Here is a 25,609-nt window from a genome sequence, read left to right as displayed (position 1 = left end):
CATCTATATCGATATAAACACTAAACGGTCTCTCCGTTTACAGTAAACAAATTGGTGACGAAACACATGTCTAAACGTGATCTTTATGAAGTACTTGGCGTAGCCCGAGATGCTTCTGAGCGTGATATCAAAAAAGCGTATAAACGTCTTGCGATGAAGTACCACCCGGATAGAAACCACGGTGATGAAGCATCGGCTGAGAAGTTTAAAGAAGTGAAAGAAGCGTATGAGATTCTAACCGACTCTCAAAAACGCGCAGCTTACGATCAATACGGTCATGCCGCTTTTGAGCAAGGTGGTATGGGCGGTGGCGGCGGCTTTGGCGGCGGCAGTGGTGACTTCGGCGATATCTTTGGTGATGTGTTTGGCGATATCTTTGGCGGCGGTCGTCGTGGCGGTGGTCAGCAGCGTGCACAACGTGGTTCAGACTTACGTTACAACATGGAGCTTACTCTAGAAGAAGCCGTTCGTGGTTGCTCTAAAGAAATTGAAGTTCCAACGTTAGTGAGCTGTGACGTATGTGACGGTTCTGGCGCTAAGAAAGGCTCTTCTGCACAAACTTGTGGTACCTGTCATGGGCATGGGCAAGTGCAAATGCGTCAAGGCTTCTTTGCTGTTCAGCAGGTTTGTCCTACGTGTCATGGTAAAGGTAAGATTATTAAAGACCCTTGTGACTCATGTCATGGCGAAGGTCGTAAGCATAAAACTAAATCACTTAACGTTAAAATCCCTGCGGGTGTTGATACAGGCGATCGCATTCGTCTTTCTGGCGAAGGTGAAGCAGGAGAGCACGGTGCTCCAGCGGGCGATTTGTACGTGCAAGTTCATGTTAAAGAGCACCATATCTTTGAGCGTGACGGTAGCAACTTGTACTGTGAAGTACCTGTGAGCTTTACTATGGCCGCTTTAGGTGGTGAAGTTGAAGTACCAACCTTAGATGGTCGAGTCAGCCTAAAAGTCCCTGCTGAAACACAAACAGGTCGTATGTTCCGCATGCGCAGTAAAGGTGTGAAAGGCGTACGTGGTGGCCCTCAAGGCGACCTGATCGTGAAGCTAGTGGTGGAAACACCGGTGAAGCTAAACGCTCGTCAAAAAGAATTGCTTAAAGAGTTTGAAGAGTCTTGTGGTGGCGATGCTGCAAACAAGCACAAGCCGAAATCAAAGGGTTTCTTTGACGGTGTGAAAAAGTTCTTTGATGACTTAACAAGCTAATATCTGTACTTGCCAATTTCTATGCTCATTCTGAACGCACCGTTCTAGTGACATAATGGTATAAACAAAGGCCAACCCAGTGTTGGTCTTTTTTGTGCCTAAAAAGTATGAATGGTTGCGAGTTACCTCCAATAGCATTTGTGCCATCAGTTTACGGTTAACGAAGTAGACTACGCTTGGCAAATGAACAAGATATCCTATGGTTTTTCAATTTTAGAGGTCGTAATTTGCTGTCTAGTACTTGGCGTTACTGGTCAGTGGATGGTCTCTTCAATGACGCAGCAATTAGACAGTCTAAAAATAAAAACGGCAACGGCTCAAGTGCATGCTGTGCTAACAAGCGCAAGTGATGCAGCCTTTGGCATGAAAAAAGATCTTTGGTTGCACACTCAGGTATCTGCTACGTCTCATCGCTTATTTGCCTTACACCTTGATAATGTCGAGCGTCCTCCGGAGTTGTTATTTAATGGGGCAATGCATCCACAATCTATTGCCAATTTATCGGTAGTGCCGACGTTCAGTATGCTGCGCTTTAGTGGTGTGACTGGCAGGCCTTACGGCAATGGGAATATTAGCTTAGCTGTCGATGGCAAAGTGTTGCTGAAGGTGATCTTCCACGACATTACAGGTCGAATACGGATCTGTTCTGTGGAGGGGCGAGCGTATGGTTATCCTGCATGTTGAGGCGCTCTGCTCAAACAGGAGTGTCACTGCTTGAGCTGATCTTGAGCTTAGGTTTGTCTAGCGTGTTATTGCTAGCGGTGTGCACTGTGCTAATACATCAGCAGCAGTTGTTGTCAGTGCAAATTAAGCAAACTCAGTTGTTGATTGAAAGCCAATATTTAACTCGTTATTTGCGAGGTGAAATCCGCCGTTCTGGCTATCAGCAGTTACAGTCTACTTATATAGAAGCATCAGCCTTAGGAGTAGGGTATCAAGATGCGCAAGGGGATTATCGCCGTTTCTTTATTTGGCGTGACGCTTCGCAATATAAGCTTAAATACTGCGCAGATGCTACGCTTGCATCGCAACCACTTGCGCAAACCTGCGCACAGAACATCAATTATTCAATGTTGAATGACAAGTTGCTGTCTTTAAGACAGTGGCAGGTGTCAGGTATTGGTTCATCGGGGCAGTTGCTGCGTATTGACTATGCCATTGCCATTAAAGGGGAGTCGCCTGTTTCTCACCAGTTGCTTACAACATCGCGCAATAGCGATGTATTCAATGGTGAGCAAGACAATGAATTCTAATAAAGGCTATGTGTTGTTGATGGTATTGACGCTATTGTTTGTCCTTGGGTTTTTAGCCTTGGATAACGCTCGATATCTTGCCAACGCAATAAGTAGCCAGTCCTATATGTATCAAAAAAGAGCCCGTTTAGACTGGCAGTTGGAGTCAATGCTCAATTGTGTCGCGGTCTATTTGAGCTCGATGCAGCCCCCGTCTACAGATGACTGCCCCAAAGCCCCTGAAATACAGGTCTTAATTGAGCCACTATCTCAACGTAATCAATTCCAAATTCAGGTGAGCAAGAACAGCGTTGCCACGAGTGCAGTGATGCAGCTTGGAGAAAGGGAGCAAGACTACGCCATGATCTCTAATATCGCGGTGAGTCATTCATATAGTACGACTTCAAGCTTAGTGGACCCCGCAGGGCTACTTTCATTTTATGGTTACGACAGTATTGAATCATTACAGCATCGATGGGGGAGCGTGTTAGAGGTGGCATCTAAGCCGACATGTGGGGATGAATTGCTGGCGCGCTTACAGCAATCTCAAAGGGATGTTGTGATTAAAGGAAGCTGCGCTGTGAGTGCTCAGCAGTGGCAGCAAATGACTAATATCTCTCAGCTCACCCCAGTTAACTTACTGTTTATTGGTTCGTCATTTGATCTGTCGGTATCGAGTACATTGCAAGGGGTACTTGCGATATGGCAAACAGAATCTGTGGACATGCAGGTCAACATTACGGGATCTCTTAGCATAGACGGCGGGTTACACCTGCATCTTCTACAGGTTATAGAGGCAAGCGAGCCTGGATGGGTTATACGTGAGAATACACAGCGGCTTCAGGAGGCTCGTTTTAAGTTTGCTAAGCGGAGTTGGCGGGTGGGGAGCTGGCGTGACTTTTAACTCAGGGTTTAAATCGCAGGTAGGTTTTAGTTTATTGGAAGTGCTTAGCGCAAGTGCTTTAGTTTCGTTGTTGTCTGTTTTATTGATAGAAGGCGGACTTTTTATACAAAGGGACTCAAAATTAGCCCAGCAAAATATGCAGGTATTAAATCACCTTGAGAATCGATTAGAGTTGCAGCGAATGGAAGTGCTATTGAACGAGAGCATCACTGAGAGTATGGATACTTGGTCGTTAATGCTTGAGATCCCCAGTTTACACATTACTCATCAACAAAAAGTCGAGTTTTCCTCTTTAGGGGTTGTCGGTACTTATATTCAGGTTAGCGCACAATGGCGCGATCCATGGCACCAAACGCAACAGCTGTCTCTTGCGACTTGGGTGGCATTTAAAGAGTAGATTGTTTGTTTTTTGTTATGGTGGCGATTTTTGTATATGAAGTGGTTTTTATAGAGGGAATAAAGCAAAGGTGAATCACTAGTTAGTGTTCTGTTTGTCAGTGTGGTTTATTTTGTTTTAAGTTTGTTTTGCTGTTGTTTTTTGTTTGCAAAATATTCGCCAAATAACACATTATGCAAACTTAGATTCTGTTTTTGACTTGCTAGTTGGTTAGAATATCCACCGAAATTAAAATAATACTTATATTTTACTGTTTTACATTTTTGTAACCTTATACGGTGGTAACCCAATGAGCAACCAATTAGCCGATACAGCTACACCTAAACAAGGTGGTATGGATCGCTTCTTAAACCTGATAGAAAAAGCAGGTAATAAGATTCCTGATCCCGCAATCTTATTCTTTTGGGCATTGATAATAGTTTGGGTCTCTTCTGCCTTACTATCAAATGTTTCTTTTGACTTAGTTAACCCACGCACTGGTAGTCCTCTTGAAATTACCAACCTTTTAACTGGTGATGCGTTAGCAAGTTTCTTAGCCAATATGGTCACAACCTTTACCGGTTTTGCACCGCTAGGCATCGTTTTAGTGGCAATGCTGGGTGTTGGCGTTGCTGACTCTTCAGGCTTTATTACGACAGGCCTGAAAAAAATGCTGAGCTTTACGCCAGCAAAACTATTAACGCCAATGCTAATTCTAGTGGCGATTGTGTCTCACACGGCCGCAGATGCTGGTTATGTGTTGGTTATCCCATTAGGCGGTATTATTTTCCACGCCGCTGGTCGTCACCCATTAGCGGGTATCGCGGCCGCGTTTGCGGGTGTATCAGGAGGCTTCTCTGCTAACTTTATTCCTTCTGGTATTGACCCGCTGTTGGCTGGGTTTACTCAGACCGCAGCGAACGTATTAGACCCTGAGTATATTGTTAACCCGTTGGCTAACATCTACTTTACGGGACTATCTTCAGTACTGATTGTAGCTATTGGTTGGTTCGTTACTGAGCGTATTATTGAACCTCGCCTGAACGCTACTACTACGGTTGACGAAGACGCAGAAGAAGCGCCTGATTTGGGTTCTATGACCGAGCTTGAATCAAAAGCCTTCAAATACGCTGGTTGGTCAATGATGGCCGGTATTGCACTGTTAGTGTTTGCTATCATGCCTGAGAACTCGGCGCTACGTTCACCTGAAGGTGAAATTACCGCATTCTCTGCACCTATCATGCAGTCGATTGTGCCATTGATCTTTATCCTATTTATCATTCCGGGCATTGTTTATGGTCGCGTAGTCGGTAAGTTCTCTAGCAGTAATGATGTGATTAAGTCGATGTCTGACACCATGAACACTATGGGTGCTTACATGGTGATGTCATTCTTCTGTGCGCAGTTCTTGGTGGCATTTGGTCAATCTAACATTGGTACTATGCTTGCGCTATATGGCGCGGAAGGCCTAAAAGCGATGAACCTTCCTGGTGAAGCGACAGTTGTAGGTATGATCTTGCTTACTGCAATGGTGAACTTACTGGTAGGCTCTGCATCGGCGAAATGGGCATTGATTGGTCCTATCCTTGTACCTATGTTGATGGCGGTAGGGATTTCTCCTGAACTATCTCAAGCGGCTTATCGTGTAGGTGATTCAGTATCGAATATCATCTCACCATTGATGGTGTTCTTCCCACTAGTGGTGGTGTACTGTCAGCGATATGTGAAGAATACGGGTATTGGTACGCTTGCGTCACTAATGATGCCATTCTCCATTGCCATGCTGATTGGTTGGACAATATTCTTGCTTGCTTACTGGGCATTGGGTATCCCGCTAGGTATTCAAGCACCTTACACTTACACAATGTAAGCGTTGCGATAAACGGATTCTAATAAACAAAACCCGCTATGTTGTATAGCGGGTTTTTTGTGTTTAAACCAAAGCGCTGGTTGTTACAAATATTTGGCGTGGAAACTCAAGTGATCATCGATAAAGCTAGAAATGAAAAAGTAGCTATGGTCATAACCCGCTTGCATGCGCAGTTCAAAGTCGATGTCTTGCTGCGCGGCGACATCAATAAGGTGGTTCGGTTTGAGTTGCTCTTCTAAAAAGCCATCCGCGTCACCTTGGTCAATCAGGATAGGTAAACGACTGCCGTGTTTGGCAAGCAGTTTACACGCATCATATTCGGCCCATGTACTTTGGTCATTCCCCAGATAATGAGAAAATGCTTTGATGCCCCACGGGCATTCTGTTGGGTTTGTGATAGGGCTAAACGCTGAAATCGATTGATATTGATGTGAGTTTTTTAAGCCAATGGTTAATGCACCATGACCGCCCATGCTGTGCCCTGCGAGTGATTGTTTATTGGTGACAGGGAAGTGCTCTGCAATGAGTGCGGGCAGTTCATCCACAATATAGGAATACATCTGATAGTGTTTATCCCAAGGTGCTTGAGTGGCATTGAGATAAAAGCCTGCGCCTAAACCTAAGTCGTAGGCCTGCTCAGCATCATCTGCGACAGTCTCGCCTCTGGGGCTCGTATCTGGCGCAACAATGGCAATGCCGAGTTCGGCGGCTTTACGAAATGCGCCTGCTTTTTGCATAAAGTTTTCATCGTTACAGGTTAACCCTGATAGCCAATACAATACGGGCACTGCGTGTTGCTGTGCTTGCGGCGGCAAAAAAATGGCAAAGGTCATTTGGGTATTCGTTGAGTGCGCTTGATGGGTGTATCGTTGGTGGCGTCCACCAAACACGGTATTTTGACTGAGAAGTTGGATGGACATAGTGTTTCCTGTAGTAATAATGCTTTTTAATAAGTAAGAAAAGGCGCTGCGATTAATAAATAATGTACAGCGCCTAAAAGAAAGATCTATTTATCAAAATGTATCACAGTGCGGATACTTTCACCGTTGTGCATCAGCTCAAAAGCTTCATTGATATCTTCTAAACCCATAGTGTGGGTAATGAAATCTTGCAGGCCAAATTCACCCGCCATATAACGCTCAACAATTTCTGGCAATTCAGAGCGACCTTTTACCCCACCAAAAGCACTGCCACGCCATACTCGACCGGTGACTAACTGGAATGGGCGAGTGGAAATTTCTTGCCCTGCGCCTGCCACGCCAATAATCACAGATTCCCCCCAGCCTTTATGACAACACTCGAGTGCAGAGCGCATCACATCGACATTGCCGATACATTCAAACGAATATTCCACGCCGCCATCGGTCATATCAACAATCACCTCTTGGATGGGTTTGTCGAAATTTTTAGGGTTGATGCAATCGGTCGCGCCAAGCTGTTTAGCCAGCTCAAATTTACTTTCATTAATATCAACACCGATGATGCGTTTTGCCCCTGCCATTTTTGCGCCAATAATGGCGGAAAGACCGATGCCACCTAGACCAAAGATTGCTACGTTGTCGCCTTTTTCAACTTTAGCAGTATTGAGCACCGCGCCCATACCTGTAGTGACGCCGCAACCTAACAAACAGACTTCTTCAAGGGGCGCTTCTTTGTTGACCTTCGCCAGTGAAATTTCAGGTAACACAGTAAACTCTGAGAAGGTTGAGCATCCCATATAGTGGTAAATAGGCTGCCCATCTTTGTAAAAACGAGTGGTGCCATCAGGCATTAAGCCTTTTCCTTGTGTTTCACGAACCGCTTGGCAAAGGTTGGTTTTTCCAGATTTACAGAACTTACACTCACCACATTCTGCGGTGTACAGTGGAATGACGTGATCGCCAACGGCAACACTGGTCACCCCTTCACCGACCATTTCCACAATGCCGCCACCTTCATGTCCTAAAATTGACGGGAAAATACCTTCAGGATCTTCACCTGATAAGGTAAAAGCATCGGTATGGCATACCCCTGTAGCGATGATCTTAACCAGAACTTCACCTTTTCTAGGGAGCATTACATCCACTTCTTCCATTTTTAGTGGTTGGTTTGGGCCCCATGCAACAGCGGCGCGTGACTTGATGAATTGGTCTGGGCGAGTGGTCATATCGGTCATCGTGTTTTCCTATTGGTGAAACTATGAATTAAAACTTTAGACTATGAGGGTGATTATATTGTTTCTTTTCTGGTGATAAACTAGCCTATATGAAAATCACTTTTACACAGGTGTAATAATGTCGCAGTGGGAAGGTATTGAAGAGTTTGTCGCGGTCGCCGATAGCGAAAGTTTTACTAAAGCGGCACAAATACTGAATACGTCAGTGGCACAAGTGAGCCGTAAACTTTCCGCATTAGAAGCGCGTTTAGGGGTTAAACTGGTACAAAGAACTACTCGTAGAGTGTCTGTTACCGAAGCGGGATTAGGCTATGCTCAGCATTGTCGTATGCTGCTTGATGGGTTAGCTGAGGCAGAAAGAGAGGTGACTCAAGTGCATTCTCAGCCTATAGGACGTTTGCGTATAACGGCGCCGACTACTTATGGTGAGAGCGTTATTGCGCCTCTGCTCATAGAGTTTGTCGCTCGGTATCCTCAGTTAGAGCTGGATTTGCAACTGAGCAACAAACGCTTAGATCTCATCGCCGATAAGTTTGATATTGCGATTCGTATTGGCGTATTGCCTGACTCTTCATTGATTGCGAAAAAACTGGCTGAACGTCAACAACATATTTGCGCCTCCGCTAAGTTCATTGCTGAAAATGGGGGGCCAACACATCCGCTACAATTGGCTGACTACCCCTGCTTATTGGGTTCGTCTTCTACGTGGCGATTTACTGAAGACGGTAAACCGTTAAACCTGACCATGAAAGGGCGTTTACGCTGTAACAGTGGTAATGTACTCACGCAAGCCGTATTGCAAGATCATGGCATCGTTCAATTGCCGGATTTCTATGTGGCTCCTTATTTACAAGATCATCGTTTAGTTGAGTTGTTAACGGATTATCGCGCAGAGAAAGAGAATATTTGGGCTCTCTACCCACAAAATAGGCATCTATCGCCAAAAATAAAACTCGTCATTGAGTTTTTAAGTGCACAGTTGGCGCAAGGCGCGTTTTACGCTAGTGCATCTGCTGTAAATGAGTATGCTACAACTAACTCTTCCACAACCTTTAATAAGACCGACCATTAACACAGTGAGTAATGCCGTGAATGAAGTAAAACCCCCTCAGTTTTCCAAACAAGATGAGCAATTTATGCGTCGAGCCATTGAGTTGGCACAGAACGCTGAAAGTGAAGGTGAGGTCCCCGTTGGTGCCATTCTAGTGAGAGGTAATGACATTATTGCTGAAGGGTGGAATCGCTGCATTGGCGGGCACGATGCGACGGCTCATGCCGAGATCCAAGTGTTACGAAAAGCGGGACAGTCACTACAAAATTATCGTCTACTCGATACCACCTTGTACGTTACGCTAGAGCCTTGCCCAATGTGTGCGGGGGCACTGTTACACAGTAGGGTTAAACGTATTGTATTTGGTGCACCTGATTTAAAAGCGGGAGCGGCAGGGACAGTGTTGGATCTTTTCTCTAGCCAAGCGGCTTATCACTTTGCTGATGTGGAGTCGGGTTTATTAGAGCAAGAGTGCAGGGAGCAATTACAAGCGTTTTTCAAGCGACGTAGAAAGGAGCAAAAAGAGTTAAAGCGTTTACAAAAAGAGGCACAACTGAAGGGGGATTAGGCAAACATTTAGCTTATTAGGCACCAAATGTTTGCTCGCGGTTTTGACTAAATAGCTAACGTTACGTAAGAACGGTTTCGCCAAAGAAGCTTCTTCTTATTGTTGGCTCGCATACGCTTACGACGGTTAGCTGAAACAGTACTGCTTGATAACTTTTTCGATAGTTTTCTTTTCAGTTTCAACGAACAATCTCCTATGGGATTTATAGTAGCAAATGTCTGAGTTACTGACTTTTTTGTCATTTGCTGTACTCATATATAGAGTATGATTGTTACCGTAATATTAAATCAAACAAAGGAAACATCTCTCAAATAAAGCAAGCCAGTATGTCTTTGCATTCAAATTGTGAGCTTCCTCTACTGTTTCGAGGACGTTTTTTCTTCGCTGGCCTTATTTACGTTCGCAGCTTGTGAACGTGTCACTAGAGGCGCTTCAATCACGGTTAGATCATCGGTTCCCGTTTCCACCTTATTATGATCACGTTGATCGATATGGCCGATGATACTTTGGTAATAGCGACGAATACTTTCGACATAATTTAGAGCTTCATCCCCACGGGCAAAGCCATAACGTGTGTATTCGTAGTAGCCTTTTTTGCGCAGTTTGGGTAAGCGAGTTTTTACATCACTCCACAGATCAGGGTTTGCGCCTTGTGCTTTGGTAATGCGCCTTGCATCCATCACATGCCCATATCCGACATTATAAGACGCCAGAGCAAACCAGATTTTTTCATGCTGATTGATACTGTCCGGAATTCTATTAACGATTTTTCTTAGGTACTCAACCCCACCGCGTATTGATTGCTCAGGATCAAGGCGATTTTTTACCCCTACACTTTTGGCTGTTGGTAGGGTTAACATCATCATGCCTCGCACGCCAGTAGGGGACTTAGCCTGAGGGTTCCAGTGCGATTCTTGATAGGCTAAGGCTGCGACCAAACGCCAATCAAATTCGCCTGCGTACTTTTGGAAGAGTGCTTCCCACTTTGGTAGCTTGCTGTCCAGAGCTCGCACAAAAGCGCGAGTGTCTACATAGTCAAAATCATCGATGTGACCAAAGTATTTTTCTTCAATCAGACGCAACTGACCGTCTTGATGAATGTTGCCAAAGAATTCAATGACCAAGGCATACAGGCTTTCGTCGCCTCCTCGCGGTAAATACCATGAGGTGGGCTGATCTTCGGTTAGCTCAAATGCTAATGCGATGTTTGGGTAGATGCGCTGCGCCAGAGACAGTTCGATAGAATCCACCACAGTAAACAAACGCTCCCCATTGGAAACTTGTTTTAACAGATCATTGGTGTCGTAACTGTCGGTAATGGTGTATTTCAGGTTGGGGTGCTTTTTGGCTAAATCGAGTAAGGTTTGTTGAAAGTGCGAGCCTTTTACTACGGTAATTGACTCTCCGCTGTCGATGAGCTGTTTTAGATTACGAGGTCGCCAGGTGCCTTTTTTATACACCACTTGTTGGCTTACGTAATAATATGCAGGGCCTGCGCGAAATGTTTTTACTCGGTTTGGCGCTTGAGTTAACCCAGCAGCAACGATATCGATTTCACCATTTTGCAGGGCAGGGAATAGCTCCGATAGACGATAAGCAGGTTTGATTTCTAAGCGCACACCCAGTTGTTTGGCAAATGTCGAAGCAAGATCATACTCCATCCCGGTAGGGCCATCAGGGCCAATATAGTAGGAGAGTTGATTATTGAGCGTGCCTACTCGCAGAACGCCACGTTCTTGAATTTTTTGCAGTTCCGTTTTTGTATCTGTGTCGTATTGACAGCCAGCAACAAAAAGCAAGGCCACTACGGCGATAGCCAATGTACAAAATTTAGTTAACACCGACGTACGCATAGTGTTTTGCAACTCCAAAATAAAGGGGGATTATTTTAATACTATGCCTTTATATCAAACCCAATACCAAGGGGGAAGTGAAACAGTATTAGCATGCGTTTAGTCAGAGTTTCGTTTTTTACAAGGTGCAATTTATCTTCAACTAAGCCTTTGACGCAAAAATTTGCGCAAACGGTTGCTTTTTGTGTTACTTCACAAAAAGATTTGCTTTATAATACGCCCGAAACAGCAGAGGCAATACTGAAGTAAAAATAATAAAAAATTATAACCTATTGTTTTTACTTGAATATTATCTTTAATCCATCATCAAGAGACCTAAGCACATGAGAATTTTGCGTGGCTCCCCAGCTCTTTCTGAGTTTCGTGTACAAAAATTACTAGAACTTTGTCGTGAACAAGGCCTACCTGTTACAGGTATTTATGCTGAGTTTATGCACTTCGCAGACGTAAGTGCAGAACTTGACGCCTCAGAGACAGATAAGCTAGAAAAACTGCTTACCTATGGTCCAACGATCGAAGAGCATGAACCTCAAGGGACTTTATTCCTTGTTACTCCACGCCCTGGCACCATCTCCCCATGGTCATCTAAATCGACTGATATTGCCCACAATTGTGGTCTAGACACAGTGAAGCGTCTAGAACGTGGTACGGCTTACTATGTTGAGACATCAGTAGCGTTAGATGAAGCTCAAATCAAAGCAGTGAAAGCATTGATTCATGACCGCATGATGGAAGTGGTCTTTAATGAGATGGAACAAGCTTCAGCATTATTTACGGTTGCAGAACCTGCGCCACACACTGTGGTTGATTTGCTTGCTGGTGGCCGTAAAGCCCTTGAAGAAGCAAACATCACACTAGGTCTTGCATTAGCCGAAGACGAAATTGATTACCTAGTTGAAAACTTCAATAAACTAGGCCGTAATCCAAACGACATCGAGCTGATGATGTTTGCTCAAGCAAACTCAGAGCATTGTCGTCATAAGATCTTTAACGCAGATTGGACAATCGATGGCGTCGCGCAAGACAAGTCATTGTTCAAAATGATCAAAAACACCATGGAAGTGACTCCTGACCACGTATTGTCTGCTTATAAAGATAACGCAGCGGTTATGGAAGGCTCTAAAGTAGGTCGTTTCTTCCCAGATCCAGAAACTCGTCAATACTCTTACAATCATGAAGATGCGCACATCTTAATGAAGGTTGAGACTCATAACCACCCAACCGCTATTTCTCCTTGGCCGGGTGCTTCTACCGGTTCTGGTGGCGAAATTCGTGATGAAGGCGCAACTGGTATTGGTGGTAAACCAAAAGCAGGTTTAGTGGGCTTTACCACCTCTAACCTACGCATTCCTGGCTTTGAACAGCCTTGGGAAACGGACTTTGGTAAGCCAGGTCGCATCGTAACGGCGTTGGATATTATGACTGAAGGCCCACTAGGTGGCGCAGCATTTAACAACGAATTTGGTCGTCCAAACCTATTGGGTTACTTCCGTACTTACGAAGAAAAAGTGACGTCTCACGCTGGTGAAGAAATCCGTGGTTACCACAAGCCTATTATGTTGGCAGGTGGCATGGGTAACATCCGTGACGAGCACGTGCAAAAACGTGAAATTCCAGTGGGCGCCAAACTGATTGTTCTTGGCGGCCCTGCTATGAACATTGGTCTTGGCGGCGGCGCGGCCTCTTCTATGGCTTCAGGTCAATCGGCAGAAGATCTTGATTTTGCTTCAGTACAACGTGAAAACCCAGAGATGGAACGTCGTTGTCAGGAAGTGATTGACCGCTGTTGGCAGCTTGGTGAAGAAAACCCAATCGCCTTTATCCACGATGTGGGCGCTGGCGGTATCTCAAACGCACTTCCTGAGCTTGTGGATGACGGTGAGCGTGGTGGTAAATTCCAACTGCGTGATGTGCCAAACGATGAGCCGGGTATGAGCCCACTTGAAATTTGGTGTAACGAATCTCAAGAACGTTACGTAATGGCGGTTGCTGATGAAAACATGGCAACGTTCGACGCTATTTGTAAGCGTGAGCGTGCACCGTACGCGGTAGTGGGTATTGCAACTGAAGAGCGTGAACTAACGCTAGAAGATACTCATTTTGATAATACACCAATCGATATGCCGATGGATGTGTTGCTTGGCAAAACACCGAAGATGTTCCGTGATGCGAAAACACTAAAAGTCGATAGCCCTGCTATTAACCGTGACGGTGTTGAGCTAAACGAAGCCATTGATCGCGTACTGCGTTTGCCAACGGTTGCAGAGAAAACCTTCCTTATCACCATCGGTGACCGCAGCGTAACGGGCCTTGTAGCTCGTGACCAAATGGTCGGCCCTTGGCAGGTTCCAGTGGCTAACTGTGCGGTAACCGCGGCAAGTTACGATACTTACCACGGCGAATCTATGTCTATCGGTGAGCGTACTCCGGTTGCTCTGTTAGACTTTGGCGCATCTGCACGTTTGGCGGTAGGTGAGTCTCTAACTAACATCGCAGGTACTGATATCGGCGATATTAAACGCATTAAGCTTTCGGCTAACTGGATGTCTCCAGCAGGTCACCCTGGTGAAGACGCGGGTCTTTACGAAGCGGTTAAAGCGGTAGGCGAAGAGCTATGTCCTGCACTGGGTCTAACTATCCCTGTGGGTAAAGACTCAATGTCAATGAAGACTAAGTGGAATGAAAACGGCGAAGACAAAGAAGTGACTTCTCCTCTTTCACTGGTAATCACTGCATTTGGTCGTGTTGAAGATGTTCGCAAGACTGTGACTCCTCAGCTACGCACTGACAAAGGCGAATCAAGCTTAGTATTGGTTGACCTTGGTAACGGTAAGAACCGTTTAGGCGCAACAGCGCTAGCGCAAGTGTACAAACAACTGGGTGACAAGCCAGCTGACGTTGACAACGCAGAGCAGTTAAAAGGCTTCTTCGATGCAATGCAAACTTTGGTTCGTGATGACAAGCTAGTGGCTTACCACGATAAAGGCGACGGTGGTTTATTTGTTACGCTTGCAGAGATGGCATTTGCCGGTCACTGTGGCGTGAAAGCAGATATCTCTGAGCTTGGCGAAGACGTTCTAGCAGCACTATTTAACGAAGAGTTAGGCGCAGTTGTTCAAGTTAACAATGACGACCTAGACTTTGTACGCACTGTACTGGCAAGCAACGGCCTAGAAGCATGTTCTCATGTTATCGGCACAGTTGAAGCAACCGATAAAGTAGAAATCTACGCTCACGGCTCAGCCATTGTTGACCGTTCACGTACTGAGCTACGTACTATCTGGGCTGAAACTACGCATAAGATGCAAGCACTGCGTGATAACCCTGTGTGTGCTGACCAAGAGTTTGCAGCCAAGAAAGACAACTCAGACCCTGGTCTGAACGTGGATCTGACTTTTGATGTAAACGAAGACATTGCAGCGCCTTACATTGCTACTGGCGTTAAACCTAAGATGGCTATCTTGCGTGAGCAAGGCGTGAACTCTCACGTAGAAATGGCAGCAGCCTTTGACCGTGCTGGTTTCGATTCTGTGGATATCCACATGAGCGACATCTTAACTGGTCAAGCGGTACTTGAAGAATACCAAGGCTTAGTGGCTTGTGGTGGCTTCTCTTACGGTGACGTACTGGGCGCGGGTGAAGGTTGGGCTAAGTCTGTATTGTTCAATGCGCAAGCTCGTGACCAATTCGCTGGCTTCTTCAACCGTCAAGACACTTTCTCTCTAGGTGTATGTAACGGTTGTCAGATGCTATCAAATCTTAAAGAGTTGATTCCTGGTGCTGACTTATGGCCGCGTTTTGTACGCAACGAATCTGAGCGTTTTGAAGCTCGCTTTAGCTTGGTTGAAGTGCAAAAATCTGACTCCGTATTCTTTGATGGTATGGCGGGCTCTCGCATGCCAATCGCTGTTTCTCACGGTGAAGGCCGCGTAGAAGTGAAAGACTCCGCTCACCTGAATGCGATTGAGAACTCAGGTACGGTTGCGCTTCGCTACGTTGATAACAACGGCAACGCGACTCAACAATACCCGAACAACCCGAACGGTTCACCAAACGCAATCACAGGTCTAACAACCGCAGATGGCCGTGTGACTATCATGATGCCTCACCCAGAGCGTGTATTTAGAACAGTGGCAAACTCTTGGGCTCCTGAGTCTTGGGGTGAAGATTCTGCTTGGATGCGCATGTTCCGTAATGTTCGTAAGAACATCGGCTAATAACTAAGCCATAGCAACATTATTTAATAAGCGACCTTAACGGTCGCTTTTTTTATAAATGCGATCTTGTCGTGCAATATGGATAAAAAATGTAAATTTTTCTTAGTTTTCAATAGTAAAGGTTCAGAAGTGAACTACCTTAATAGAGCTGATTAATTTTTCTATGCTCTATAAAGGATTGTTTGTATGAGAAAATTTTGTTTGAAAGCCATTGGCGCTGCTGTGTTAGCCGCATCGTTGACTGGTTGTATTGGTACCAATGCGGTGACAGGTTATGTGATGAAGTTTAACCTTGAAGTGGTGGATAACCGTTACGCTCGTGGTGGTGTGAACATGCTACTTGCGCCTGTGTATGCTTTGTCAGTGGCTGCGGATACATTGATCTTCAACTCTATCGAATTCTGGGCAGGTAAAAACCCGCTCAATGGTAAACCGCATATCTTCGACTCAAAAGTTGAAACTATGTACAACATGAATGATGATCTTGATCCGTCACTGACCGAAGCGCCGCTAGATCCTATTAGTATGCGTCAGGTTGAATCATCGACGTTTGAAGCGATTGATGCCAATACCGTGCAAATGAATGTCACTTATAACAATGGTGACAAAGCGCTTATTGAAGGTGTTCGTGACGGTGACAAAGTCAGCTATTACTACAATGGTGACTTAGTCGCAGAAACGACACTTGCACAACTGCAAGAGCTAGCCGCAACTAAAGCTTAGTGTTGGTTATAGAATAGAAAAAGCCGAGCATTGCTCGGCTTTTGTCGTTTAAGAAGCAGTTAATTGCTATTACAGCGCTAACTAGCCTTTATTTGGAATGTGTTTTAGTAGATTGACCATTTGTTCCCAGTAAAGATCAACGGTATCAATTTTTACTTTTTCATCTGGTGAGTGAGGGAAGCGGATAGTCGGGCCAAACGACAGCATATCCATATTCGGGTAAGGCTTTTTGAATAGGCCACACTCTAAACCGGCATGGATAACCATAATGTTAGGGATGTGTCCGTATACTTGCTGATACATATCGCGGAATACCGCCATGATTTCTGAATCTGCATCCGGTTTCCAGCCAGGGTAAGCGCCAGAGAAAGTCACTTTTGCGCCAGCCAAAGTTGCCACTGAAGTGAGCATGCTTTCGACTTGGCGACGACCTGAATCAATCAAAGAACGAATCAAGCACAGGGCAGTCACTTTATCTTGCTCGGTAGTAATCACGCCAAGGTTTAGCGAGGTTTCAACCACACCTTCAATGGCATCACTCATGCGAATGACGCCGTTCGGGCACGCATTTAGCGCGGCAATTAACGTTTGCTGGCTTTGCTGGGAGAACACACCGAACTGCGCTTCTACATCTTCAATGAAAGTCGCGATAGTCGTTTCAATGGCCCCTAACTCAGCGGTTAAGGTCTTGGTGTATTCGGCAAGTGCTGCTTCTAATTTACCAATGTTTTGCGTTGCAACGGCGAGAGTCACAGAGCCTTCACGAGGAATAGCGTTGCGCAGGCTACCGCCATTGAAATCAATCAATTTTAGGTCAAGTTGCAAAGCGTGATCGGCAAGGAAGCGAGCCAATAGCTTGTTGGCATTGCCACGGCCGGTGTGGATATCACAACCAGAGTGACCGCCTTTTAAGCCTTTTAAAATCAGCTTTTTCGCGACAAAGCCTTCTGGAATTGCCTCACGTTGCACGTCAAATTCAAGGCTAGAGTCAATACCGCCAGCACAGCCCATGTAGACTTCACCTTCTTGCTCTGAATCGGTATTAAGTAGGATGTCGCCTTCTAGCCAACCTTCTTGAAGGGCAAACGCACCAGTCATACCGGCTTCTTCATCAATCGTTAGCAGTACTTCAAGTGGGCCATGCTCAATATCAGTTGCGGCTAGCACAGCAAGACAGGATGCCATACCAATACCGTTATCCGCGCCAAGGGTTGTGCCGGTGGCCGTTACCCACTCGCCATCAATATAAGGAAGGATAGGATCAAGGGTAAAGTCGTGTTCGGTATCTTCGTTTTTTTGCGGAACCATATCGATGTGCGCTTGTAGTACAACACCTTTTTTATTTTCCATTCCTGCAGTGGCAGGTTTTTTAATAAACAGATTACCAGCGGCATCAGACTTGACGGAAAGACCTTGCTCTTTTGCCCAGGCTACAATGTGATCAGAAAGTGCTTGCTCATGTTTTGATGGGTGAGGAATCGAGCAAATGGTATCGAAAAATGGCCAGATCGGGTTTTGAGTTTGCTTGGTGATCTCGCTAAGAAATGTAGACATGGTGATACTCCTTCATGCATAAAAGTGCGCTCATTAAAGACGGCGCTTTGACTGGCATCGTGTTGCCCAGTTGAATGAGGTTAGGATATCACTAGGGGGTAGGGTTGGACAGGCAAAGGTAGGTTATGTGGGAGCTAGTTATCACCGGTTGTTACGCAATGGTAATCAATGTGTATTTAGTTAATTTATTTTATTGCTGAAATTAAATTACAGAAAGGTGGCGAAAAAACACTCTAATTAGAAATTTTGTGGTAATTGAATAAATGCACTTGTAATTAAATTACAGCATTGGTAATATCTTTTCTGTCGATACAGACAACCCTTCTGTGAGTCACCCCACTCATTATTTTGTCTGTACCAATGCTAAATTAAAGCGCAAACTTGTTGTTTATCAACTGGTTAGCCTTGGAGCTTTAGATTTGAGTTATCTGACTTGTCGGTCGAGATGATGAATTACCTACAGTTTCAACCCTGTTATAGGGTTTTTAAGCATGTGATTGAACTTCGGTTCACCCCTGATATATTAGAAATTAATTACTGATTTCATAAGCCGTTCCATACTAGAGCGGCTTTTTTTTCGTCTGCATTTCTCTCATTTTAAAATCTAAATCATGCACTTTAACTGCTCTGGCTGATTTCAGTGTACGAGTTGGCGGTTTTTATGTGCTACACGAACAAATATTTAGCTTTTACATCACTGAAACTTTTAAAGAGACTAAAAAACACACAAAATAATCTTATGATGTTAATAGATTTATATTTATAAATATCAGTGGTTTACGGTTTTTACTTTTTAGGATCAGAGAAAGCTCATCGCTCAATATGGAATAAATAGCGGAATTAGTATGGTATTTCAGCATGTTACTCTCTATAATTCACGCCAATTTATTTACGCAAACGTTTACTTTTATATATTTTTAGGAATTGATAATGCTCGAGAAGCTATTCAAATTACGTGAACATGGTACAACCGTTCGCACAGAAATCATTGCGGGGATCACGACGTTCCTGACAATGGCTTACATCATTTTTGTAAACCCTACTATGTTGTCAGCAACAGGTATGGATCACGGCGCTGTATTTGTAGCAACGTGTTTAGCAGCGGCTATTGGCTGTTTTGTTATGGGTTTATACGCGAACTACCCAATTGCTCAAGCACCAGGTATGGGGCTAAATGCCTTCTTTACGTATGGCGTTGTTCTCGGTATGGGGTATACATGGCAAGTCGCGCTAGCTGCGGTATTCATGTCAGGTATTCTGTTTATCCTATTGAGCCTATGTCGCGTTCGTGAGTGGATTATTAACTCTATTCCTATGTCACTGCGTACTGGTATCTCAGCAGGTATTGGTCTTTTCCTTGCGTTTATCGGTCTTAAAAATGCGGGTATCGTTGTTGATAACCCAGCAACATTGGTCTCTCTAGGTGATATTACCGGTCTGCACGCTATCTTAGCTGCCGTGGGCTTCTTTATTACTATTGCTCTTGTTCATCGCGGAACAAGTGGCGCGGTTATGATTGCTATCCTTTGTGTAACGGTTTTAGGCATGATTTTCGGCGACGTTCAATATCACGGCATTATGGCACCACCTCCGAGCCTTGCTCCAACGTTCATGCAACTCGATTTTGCGGGTGTGTTTGAAGTGGGCATGATCTCAGTGGTATTTGCTTTCTTATTCGTGGATTTGTTTGATACAGCCGGTACTCTTGTGGGTGTCGCTAGCAAAGCAAACTTAATTAAAGAAGACGGTAAACTGCCTCGTCTAAACAAAGCACTGCTAGCGGACTCAACCGCAACTTCAGTTGGCGCTCTGTTGGGTACTTCAAATACGACTTCATACGTAGAATCAACAGCAGGTGTAGCGGCCGGTGGTCGTACTGGTCTAACAGCGGTGACTGTTGGCGTACTTTTCCTATTAGCTTTGCTGTTTTCGCCATTAGCGAGTATGATTCCGACTTATGCGACAGCGGGCGCACTGTTTTACGTAGCAATACTGATGCTATCTGGTCTAGTTAACATTGACTGGAGTGACATTACAGAAGCCGCTCCCGTTGTTGTTACTTGCTTGCTAATGCCACTTACATTCTCTATTGCTGAGGGCATTACTTTAGGCTTTATTTCTTACGCTGCAATTAAATTGTTAAGCGGTAAAGGACGCGATGTATCCGTTAGTGTTTGGATTATGTCTGCTATCTTTATTTTAAAATATGCTTTTGCCGGTTAATTAGTCTTAAATAGGTTTACCCGTTATGCCAAAAAAACACATCATTACTTGGGATGAAATGCAGACCAGTTGTCGCGAGCTTGCTGCGCGCCAAATGCCTGCCGAACAATGGAAAGGAATTTGGGGTGTGAGCCGTGGTGGCTTAGTTCCTGCTGCTATCCTTGCTCGCGAATTAGGTATTCGTTATGTGGATACTATCTGTATCTCAAGTTACGACCATGATCACCAACGTGATATGAGCGTTCTCAAAGCTCCTGAGGGTGATGGTGAAGGCTTCCTTATCGTTGAAGATTTAGTCGATAGTGGTGACACAGCACGTAAATTACGTGAAATGTACCCTAAAGCTAAACTGATTGCGGTTTGTGCAAAACCTTCTGGCGCTGACCTGTTAGACGACTACGTTGTCGACATTGAGCAGGAAACCTGGATTGAGCAACCATGGGACATGCAACTAACGTTTGTTGAGCCTATCAATCGCAAACGCAAGTAGTTAAGGCCATTGAGCTTTTGCTTAATGCCTTAAAATAAAATTTATGCAAAATGCCTCTATCTTAGAGGCATTTTTTGTTTATGCTTAGTGATAAGTTCAATATGTAGACGCCCCTTTATGAATGATGACAACAAGAACCTTTCTGAAAAACTGTTTACCAAACATTTAAAAGCCAAAGAAACCTCATGCTTAACGCATTACATGCCGAGCAGCCTCAGCCAATTAGAAGACAAACCAGCACAATCGTGGTATCGCAATCTGCGTCGTTTGCAGTGGATTTGGCAAGGTGCTGATCCTATTGAGCAGGAACAAGTATTAGCGCGTATTTCTTCGTCAACACACTCCCGCTCTAAGGATGAGTGGCTCGATACTGTTACTGGGTTTCGTTCGGGAAATTGGGCTTATGAGTGGACTCAAGCAGGTATGACTCATCAGCGTAAAGCCCATGAGTTACAAGGCGATGAAGCTGCGCTGGCGCTGTATAAAGCCAGTTTGTACTTTAGCATTGCCGCTTATCCACACATCAAAGGTGATAACCTTGCATCACAAGCTCAGGTGCTGGCCAATAAAGCCTATGATGAAGCCTCACGGTTAAGCAAGTACGTGTTTAAGCAAATTAATGTGCCGTACAAAGGCAAAACCATTCAAGCGAATTTGCACCTGCCACATACTGAGCGCCCATTGCCCGTGGTTATCGTCTGCGCCGGTCTTGATAGTGTACAAACAGATATGTGGAAACTTTTCCTAGAGCACCTTGCTCCGAATGAGTTTGCGATGCTGACCATTGATATGCCATCAATCGGCAAAAGCAGTAAATGGACATTGTCGGAAGATTCAAGTTGCCTGCATAAAGCGGTATTAGATCATTTACCACAAGTGCCTTTTATCGATCACTGGAACGTGGGGTTATTGGGTTTCCGCTTTGGTGGTAATGCATTGGTTAGGTTGAGCTTTTTAGAGCAAAGCCGCATTAAAGCCTGCGTCACTATCGGTGCACCAGTGCATGATGTTTTTGCGTCTCCCGATAAAGTGGCAAGCATGCCTAAGATGTATTTGGATGTACTAGGATCTCGGCTAGGTAAGTCACCGCTTGATATCCAAAGCTTAGCAGGGCAAATGTCAGCGTGGTCTTTAAAAACACAAGGCTTACTGGCTTCTAGGCGCACTAGCGTGCCGTTGTTAGCGATCTCTCTAGATGGTGATCCCATTGCGCCACATAGTGACAATAAGTTGATTTCCATGTCGAGCAAAGTCGGTCAAGCAGTCAAAGTTCCATCTAAGAATTTGAGTCAAGGTTATCAAAAATCGTTAGATTTAGCCGTTGATTGGTTGTTAAATGAATTAAAATCGTGACAACAATGTTAATTTAATGGCACTATAACTCCAGCTTATGTAACTGATGAGCAACAATAAAACGTTCGGTACGTATTATAACGGGCGAAAAAATAATAAATGGAGTTATTATGCTAGGGAAGCAACCAACTTATCATCGTATGATCGCAAAGCTTAAAGCGATTGGTCCATATTTACGTGAATCAGAGTGCAAGCCAAACTTATATTTGTTTGATTGCCTGTCTGTTTGCGTCGATGACAAAAAGTCGCCAGAGTGTCGTGAGTTTTGGGGCTGGTGGATGGAGCTTGAAAAACAAGACGAGGCGCCAACGTGCATCGCGCATTTTCATTATGGTAAATACAATGCGTCAGGTGCTTGGGTAGACGAGAAACTGCCCGCAGCGGCCACTGAAGAAGTGAAACGCACGCAGTCTGTTTTTCAAACAAAGTTGCAGACTCAACTCAGCGAACAGTTCGCATTAGAATTTGAACTTCATGAGAATTCTGAAGCCGTAGCATAGTGAAAATCTGACAATAAAGGCACCTAAGGGTGCCTTTTTGCTTTTTTGCTTGTGAAACAGTGCTTAGCTTGTTAAAAAAGACACTCCTTTATCAAGATGAACGAGTTATAAATGCAAGCTAAGACAGTTGTTGTAAAACTGGGCACAAGTGTCATAACCGGCGGGTCTCAATTTCTTAATCGTGCGCACATGGTTGAGCTAGTGCGTCAATGCGCAGAGTTGAAGCAACGTGGTTATCATTTGGTGTTGGTATCTTCTGGTGCGATTGCCGCAGGTCGAGAACAATTGGGACACCCCAGTTTGCCGAAATCAATGGCCACCAAACAACTGCTAGCGGCTGTCGGTCAGTCACACCTTATCCAAGTATGGGAGTCTCTCTTTTCTATCTACAACTTGAAGATAGGTCAGATGTTGTTGACCCGTGCGGATCTTGAAGATAGAGAGCGCTTCTTAAATGCGCGCGACACCATTAATACTTTGGTTGAACATAATATTATCCCTATCGTCAATGAAAACGATGCGGTAGCCACCACCGAAATAAAGGTGGGAGACAATGATAATTTGTCTGCATTAGTCGGCATTTTGTGTGGTGCGGACACGTTGGTATTGCTCACTGATCAACCGGGTTTATTTACCGCTGATCCACGAAATAATCCTGACGCTAAATTGATTCGTGAAGTGTCTACCATTGATGAAACCTTGATTAAAATTGCCGGTGGCAGTGGCACGACTCTGGGGACGGGCGGCATGGCCACGAAACTGCAAGCGGCGGATATTGCTCGACGCTCTGGTATTGAGGTCATTATAGCGGCAGGCAGTGCAGACAACGTGATTTTAGAAAGCGTGTCTTCTTCGCCGTGCGGTACCCGCTTCCTACCTTTACCTGAATCTTTAGAAAACAGAAAACGTTGGATATTGGCAGGACCTGCCGCTTCTGGTGACATTGTCATTGATGATGGCGCAGTGAATGCATTGCAACGTAAAGGCAGTAGCTTGCTGGCAAAAGGGGTGACAGAGGTCAACGGTGAATTTGCCCGTGGCGAAGTTGCACGTATTGTGAATCAATCAGGCACTCTCATTGCCAAAGGATTAGTTAAATATTCCAGCGAAGATATGATTCAAATTCAAGGTATGCACAGCAAAGAAATTGGCGAGGTTCTTGGGCATGATTATGGCTCAGAGATCATCCACCGTGACGATTTAGTCATGATGCAAGATTAACGGCTGACCAGCCAAGATAATATTATAGAGGACAGTATTTTGGACTTAATTCAATTAGGACAGCGCGCAAAACAAGCATCATTTGCACTTGCTACCACCACAACCGCCACTAAAAATAATGCATTAGCGGTCATGGCCGATGAACTGGAAAAGCAATCAAACACCATTCTTGAAGCCAATGCTATCGATATTCAAGCCGCTCGCGATGCGGGTATGAGCGAAGCACTGCTGGATCGTTTATTGCTGAATGAAGATCGCCTAAAAGCGATCGCCAGTGATGTTCGCAATGTTATTACCTTAAATGATCCGATTGGCAGTGAGTTAGACAGCCGTGTATTGGAAAATGGTTTATCACTGTCACGTCGCCGTGTTCCGCTCGGCGTAGTCGGGGTTATTTACGAAGCCCGACCGAATGTCACCATTGATATTGCATCCTTGTGTCTTAAAACAGGCAACGCGAGCATTTTACGTGGTGGTCGAGAAACCTTTCATTCGAATATGGCACTGGTTAAGGTGATTCAAACGGCACTAGAGAAAACGGGGCTCCCTACCGCTTCGGTTCAATATATCGAAAAGCCGGATCGTGAATTAGTGTCTCAATTGCTAAAGCTGGATGAATACGTAGATATGATTATCCCTCGTGGCGGTGCGGGATTACATAAAATGTGTAAAGAAAACAGCACTATCCCAGTGATTATTGGCGGCTTTGGCATTTCACATATTTTTGTGGATGAAAGCGCTGATATTGAACGTTCAGTGACAGTGGTGGCAAACTCGAAAGTACAACGTCCATCGGCGTGTAACTCTTTGGATACGTTATTAGTACATAAAGCGGTCGCCGCTGAATTCTTAAGCCAATTGGTGACATCACTTAAAGACAAAGTCGAATTTGTTGCTCATGACTCTGCATTGTCGTATCTAACTCATGCGAACAAAGTAAGGGAAGCGGTAGAAGGTGACTTTGATACTGAATGGCTAGCGTTTGTGCTTGGGGTTAAAGTGGTTGATGATGTAGATGCTGCGATTCAACATATGCGCGATCATAATGCGAGTCACTCTGATGCGATTATGACCAATGATCTTAATCATGCAGAACGTTTTATCAATGCAGCAGGCTCAGCTGCCGTGTATGTGAATGCGTCTACTCGATTTACTGATGGAGCTCAATTTGGTTTGGGCGCAGAAGTAGCTGTATCGACTCAAAAACTGCACGCTCGCGGTCCTATGGGGCTTGAAGAACTCACTAGCTACAAGTGGGTAGGGAAAGGAAATTACCTGCCTCGCCCATAAGTTGGCTCGACTTAGTATTCGCTGACTAAGTCATTGATAGTGTTATTTACAGCGGCAGTAATGAGGGCTCTATCACAGAGCCCTTTTTTCATTTATTTGCTTGGAGCAACTTGCTCGAATCAATCCGCTAAATCCGTTACACTATAAGATTCAGTTGCCTTGTGGTGTTTAAGGTATATTTGATATCACAGACAGTCGCTACAAATACTTGATAGTGACGTGAGAGTGTCGATTGTCGATTGACTCTTTATTGAACTATTCCAAGGTGTTATGAGCCTTTGTTGAGCTCCACTGACTGTGATTTAGATAATATGCTTCACTGCAAAGTTCCTTTCCTTTTTATCACAATTATGGAGCTTGTATGCACTGCCCATTTTGTTCAGAAAATGAGACTAAAGTCATCGACTCTCGATTGGTTGCTGACGGGCATCAAGTACGTCGCCGCCGCCAATGCATTGCTTGTAATGAGCGATTTACCACTTTTGAAAGCGCAGAATTAGTGATGCCAAAGGTCATTAAATCCAATGGCAACCGTGAACCGTTTAATGAAGATAAACTGGCAAATGGCTTACATCGCGCGTTAGAGAAACGTCCTGTGAGTGCCGATGCGGTTGAACTGTCCCTGAGTATGATTAAATCTAAATTGCGCGCCACTGGTGAGCGAGAAGTGTCGAGCGACATGATAGGTAACCTAGTTATGGATCAGCTCAAAGAGTTGGATAAGGTTGCGTATATTCGTTTTGCTTCTGTGTACCGCAGTTTTGAAGATATTAAAGAGTTTGGCGAAGAGATCGCTAGACTAGAAGACTAAATCGAA

General features: G+C 44.7%; 21 protein-coding genes. 17 read left to right on the top strand and 4 right to left on the bottom strand.

From position 1 onward, the window contains the following. The first annotated feature begins 66 nt into the window (after positions 1-66). The 6 genes from dnaJ to VEZ01S_RS00840 all read left to right on the top strand — a co-directional run bounded on the left by dnaJ (position 67) and on the right by VEZ01S_RS00840 (position 5,594). Positions 67-1,212 carry a molecular chaperone DnaJ gene (dnaJ, locus tag VEZ01S_RS00865; protein WP_021712123.1) on the top strand — a complete coding sequence of 382 codons (1,146 nt, stop codon included), beginning with the start codon at positions 67-69 and terminating at the stop codon, positions 1,210-1,212. A 183-nt stretch (positions 1,213-1,395) separates the two neighbouring features. Next, positions 1,396-1,896, top strand: a complete 501-nt coding sequence (locus VEZ01S_RS00860; RefSeq protein ID WP_040889845.1) for a hypothetical protein — start codon at positions 1,396-1,398, stop codon at positions 1,894-1,896. Next, positions 1,890-2,465: a hypothetical protein gene (locus VEZ01S_RS00855; RefSeq protein ID WP_021712120.1), complete on the top strand. Its 576-nt coding sequence runs from the start codon at positions 1,890-1,892 to the stop codon at positions 2,463-2,465. The genes VEZ01S_RS00860 and VEZ01S_RS00855 overlap by 7 nt, the downstream gene beginning before the upstream one ends. Continuing rightward, a complete protein-coding gene (locus tag VEZ01S_RS00850) occupies positions 2,455-3,348 on the top strand; it encodes a hypothetical protein (protein ID WP_021712119.1) in 894 nt (297 codons plus the stop codon). Before VEZ01S_RS00855 ends, VEZ01S_RS00850 begins: the two co-directional genes overlap by 11 nt. Beyond that, a complete protein-coding gene (locus tag VEZ01S_RS00845) occupies positions 3,338-3,745 on the top strand; it encodes a prepilin-type N-terminal cleavage/methylation domain-containing protein (protein ID WP_021712118.1) in 408 nt (135 codons plus the stop codon). Before VEZ01S_RS00850 ends, VEZ01S_RS00845 begins: the two co-directional genes overlap by 11 nt. 289 nt (positions 3,746-4,034) lie before the next feature. Continuing rightward, positions 4,035-5,594 (top strand): AbgT family transporter, encoded by a 1,560-nt coding sequence (locus VEZ01S_RS00840; RefSeq protein WP_021712116.1) that lies wholly within the window; start codon positions 4,035-4,037, stop codon positions 5,592-5,594. Between the two features lie 83 nt (positions 5,595-5,677). On the opposite strand, the gene fghA is transcribed toward VEZ01S_RS00840, so the two are convergent. Together fghA and VEZ01S_RS00830 are read right to left on the bottom strand one after the other, a co-directional pair. Then, complete coding sequence (gene fghA / locus VEZ01S_RS00835) at positions 5,678-6,514, bottom strand: S-formylglutathione hydrolase (RefSeq protein ID WP_021712115.1); 837 nt, start codon at positions 6,512-6,514, stop codon at positions 5,678-5,680. Between the two features lie 86 nt (positions 6,515-6,600). After that, on the bottom strand, positions 6,601-7,740 hold the full coding sequence (locus tag VEZ01S_RS00830; protein ID WP_040889871.1) for an S-(hydroxymethyl)glutathione dehydrogenase/class III alcohol dehydrogenase: 1,140 nt from the start codon (positions 7,738-7,740) through the stop codon (positions 6,601-6,603). Positions 7,741-7,867: 127 nt separating this feature from the next. Between VEZ01S_RS00830 and VEZ01S_RS00825 the strand changes: the two genes are divergently transcribed. Beyond that, a complete protein-coding gene (locus VEZ01S_RS00825) occupies positions 7,868-8,821 on the top strand; it encodes a LysR substrate-binding domain-containing protein (RefSeq protein WP_021712113.1) in 954 nt (317 codons plus the stop codon). Positions 8,822-8,837: 16 nt separating this feature from the next. Next, the gene (gene tadA, locus VEZ01S_RS00820) at positions 8,838-9,368 is read left to right on the top strand and encodes a tRNA adenosine(34) deaminase TadA (protein ID WP_021712112.1); all 531 of its coding nucleotides are present in this window, start codon (positions 8,838-8,840) and stop codon (positions 9,366-9,368) included. Between the two features lie 356 nt (positions 9,369-9,724). Here the strand turns inward: tadA and mltF are convergent, their stop codons facing one another. Then, entirely contained in the window at positions 9,725-11,221 is a 1,497-nt protein-coding gene (mltF, locus tag VEZ01S_RS00815) for a membrane-bound lytic murein transglycosylase MltF (protein WP_021712110.1), read from the bottom strand. Between the two features lie 323 nt (positions 11,222-11,544). Between mltF and purL the strand changes: the two genes are divergently transcribed. Then, complete coding sequence (purL, locus tag VEZ01S_RS00810; RefSeq protein ID WP_021712109.1) at positions 11,545-15,438, top strand: phosphoribosylformylglycinamidine synthase; 3,894 nt, start codon at positions 11,545-11,547, stop codon at positions 15,436-15,438. Positions 15,439-15,624: 186 nt separating this feature from the next. Continuing rightward, positions 15,625-16,161 (top strand): DUF3332 family protein, encoded by a 537-nt coding sequence (locus VEZ01S_RS00805; RefSeq protein WP_021712108.1) that lies wholly within the window; start codon positions 15,625-15,627, stop codon positions 16,159-16,161. A gap of 81 nt (positions 16,162-16,242) precedes the next feature. Here the strand turns inward: VEZ01S_RS00805 and VEZ01S_RS00800 are convergent, their stop codons facing one another. Then, positions 16,243-17,715 (bottom strand): aminoacyl-histidine dipeptidase, encoded by a 1,473-nt coding sequence (locus VEZ01S_RS00800; RefSeq protein WP_021712107.1) that lies wholly within the window; start codon positions 17,713-17,715, stop codon positions 16,243-16,245. A gap of 930 nt (positions 17,716-18,645) precedes the next feature. Here VEZ01S_RS00800 and VEZ01S_RS00795 point away from each other — a divergent pair. The 7 genes from VEZ01S_RS00795 (at position 18,646) to nrdR (ending at position 25,603) form a co-directional block, all read left to right on the top strand. Then, positions 18,646-19,938, top strand: coding sequence for an NCS2 family permease (locus tag VEZ01S_RS00795; protein ID WP_021712106.1), 1,293 nt, complete (start codon positions 18,646-18,648; stop codon positions 19,936-19,938). Between the two features lie 25 nt (positions 19,939-19,963). After that, a complete protein-coding gene (gpt, locus tag VEZ01S_RS00790; protein ID WP_021712105.1) occupies positions 19,964-20,428 on the top strand; it encodes a xanthine phosphoribosyltransferase in 465 nt (154 codons plus the stop codon). Positions 20,429-20,545: 117 nt separating this feature from the next. Beyond that, on the top strand, positions 20,546-21,781 hold the full coding sequence (gene frsA / locus VEZ01S_RS00785) for an esterase FrsA (RefSeq protein ID WP_021712104.1): 1,236 nt from the start codon (positions 20,546-20,548) through the stop codon (positions 21,779-21,781). Positions 21,782-21,891: 110 nt separating this feature from the next. Continuing rightward, complete coding sequence (gene crl, locus VEZ01S_RS00780) at positions 21,892-22,281, top strand: sigma factor-binding protein Crl (protein WP_021712103.1); 390 nt, start codon at positions 21,892-21,894, stop codon at positions 22,279-22,281. Between the two features lie 111 nt (positions 22,282-22,392). Beyond that, positions 22,393-23,502: a glutamate 5-kinase gene (proB, locus tag VEZ01S_RS00775; protein WP_021712102.1), complete on the top strand. Its 1,110-nt coding sequence runs from the start codon at positions 22,393-22,395 to the stop codon at positions 23,500-23,502. Positions 23,503-23,541: 39 nt separating this feature from the next. Continuing rightward, on the top strand, positions 23,542-24,792 hold the full coding sequence (locus VEZ01S_RS00770) for a glutamate-5-semialdehyde dehydrogenase (RefSeq protein ID WP_021712101.1): 1,251 nt from the start codon (positions 23,542-23,544) through the stop codon (positions 24,790-24,792). A 361-nt stretch (positions 24,793-25,153) separates the two neighbouring features. Further along, positions 25,154-25,603 (top strand): transcriptional regulator NrdR, encoded by a 450-nt coding sequence (nrdR, locus tag VEZ01S_RS00765; RefSeq protein WP_021712100.1) that lies wholly within the window; start codon positions 25,154-25,156, stop codon positions 25,601-25,603. Positions 25,604-25,609: the final 6 nt, after the last annotated feature.

It is taken from the genome of Vibrio ezurae NBRC 102218 (assembly GCF_000467185.1).
Taxonomy (GTDB): domain Bacteria; phylum Pseudomonadota; class Gammaproteobacteria; order Enterobacterales; family Vibrionaceae; genus Vibrio; species Vibrio ezurae.
Note: the sequence above shows the minus strand (reverse complement) of the source record. Positions and strands in the feature narration are given on the sequence as shown.

Coding starts and splice junctions, on each gene's coding strand:
- VEZ01S_RS00860 (WP_040889845.1), top strand. CDS start 1,396: ATGAACAAGATATCCTATGGTTTTTCAATTTTAGAGGTCGTAATTTGC.
- VEZ01S_RS00855 (WP_021712120.1), top strand. CDS start 1,890: ATGTTGAGGCGCTCTGCTCAAACAGGAGTGTCACTGCTTGAGCTGATC.
- VEZ01S_RS00850 (WP_021712119.1), top strand. CDS start 2,455: ATGAATTCTAATAAAGGCTATGTGTTGTTGATGGTATTGACGCTATTG.
- mltF (WP_021712110.1), bottom strand. CDS start 11,221: ATGCGTACGTCGGTGTTAACTAAATTTTGTACATTGGCTATCGCCGTA.
- VEZ01S_RS00800 (WP_021712107.1), bottom strand. CDS start 17,715: ATGTCTACATTTCTTAGCGAGATCACCAAGCAAACTCAAAACCCGATC.
- VEZ01S_RS00795 (WP_021712106.1), top strand. CDS start 18,646: ATGCTCGAGAAGCTATTCAAATTACGTGAACATGGTACAACCGTTCGC.
- VEZ01S_RS00825 (WP_021712113.1), top strand. CDS start 7,868: ATGTCGCAGTGGGAAGGTATTGAAGAGTTTGTCGCGGTCGCCGATAGC.
- nrdR (WP_021712100.1), top strand. CDS start 25,154: ATGCACTGCCCATTTTGTTCAGAAAATGAGACTAAAGTCATCGACTCT.
- proB (WP_021712102.1), top strand. CDS start 22,393: ATGCAAGCTAAGACAGTTGTTGTAAAACTGGGCACAAGTGTCATAACC.
- gpt (WP_021712105.1), top strand. CDS start 19,964: ATGCCAAAAAAACACATCATTACTTGGGATGAAATGCAGACCAGTTGT.
- VEZ01S_RS00840 (WP_021712116.1), top strand. CDS start 4,035: ATGAGCAACCAATTAGCCGATACAGCTACACCTAAACAAGGTGGTATG.
- purL (WP_021712109.1), top strand. CDS start 11,545: ATGAGAATTTTGCGTGGCTCCCCAGCTCTTTCTGAGTTTCGTGTACAA.
- VEZ01S_RS00830 (WP_040889871.1), bottom strand. CDS start 7,740: ATGACCACTCGCCCAGACCAATTCATCAAGTCACGCGCCGCTGTTGCA.
- dnaJ (WP_021712123.1), top strand. CDS start 67: ATGTCTAAACGTGATCTTTATGAAGTACTTGGCGTAGCCCGAGATGCT.
- frsA (WP_021712104.1), top strand. CDS start 20,546: ATGAATGATGACAACAAGAACCTTTCTGAAAAACTGTTTACCAAACAT.
- crl (WP_021712103.1), top strand. CDS start 21,892: ATGCTAGGGAAGCAACCAACTTATCATCGTATGATCGCAAAGCTTAAA.
- fghA (WP_021712115.1), bottom strand. CDS start 6,514: ATGTCCATCCAACTTCTCAGTCAAAATACCGTGTTTGGTGGACGCCAC.
- VEZ01S_RS00805 (WP_021712108.1), top strand. CDS start 15,625: ATGAGAAAATTTTGTTTGAAAGCCATTGGCGCTGCTGTGTTAGCCGCA.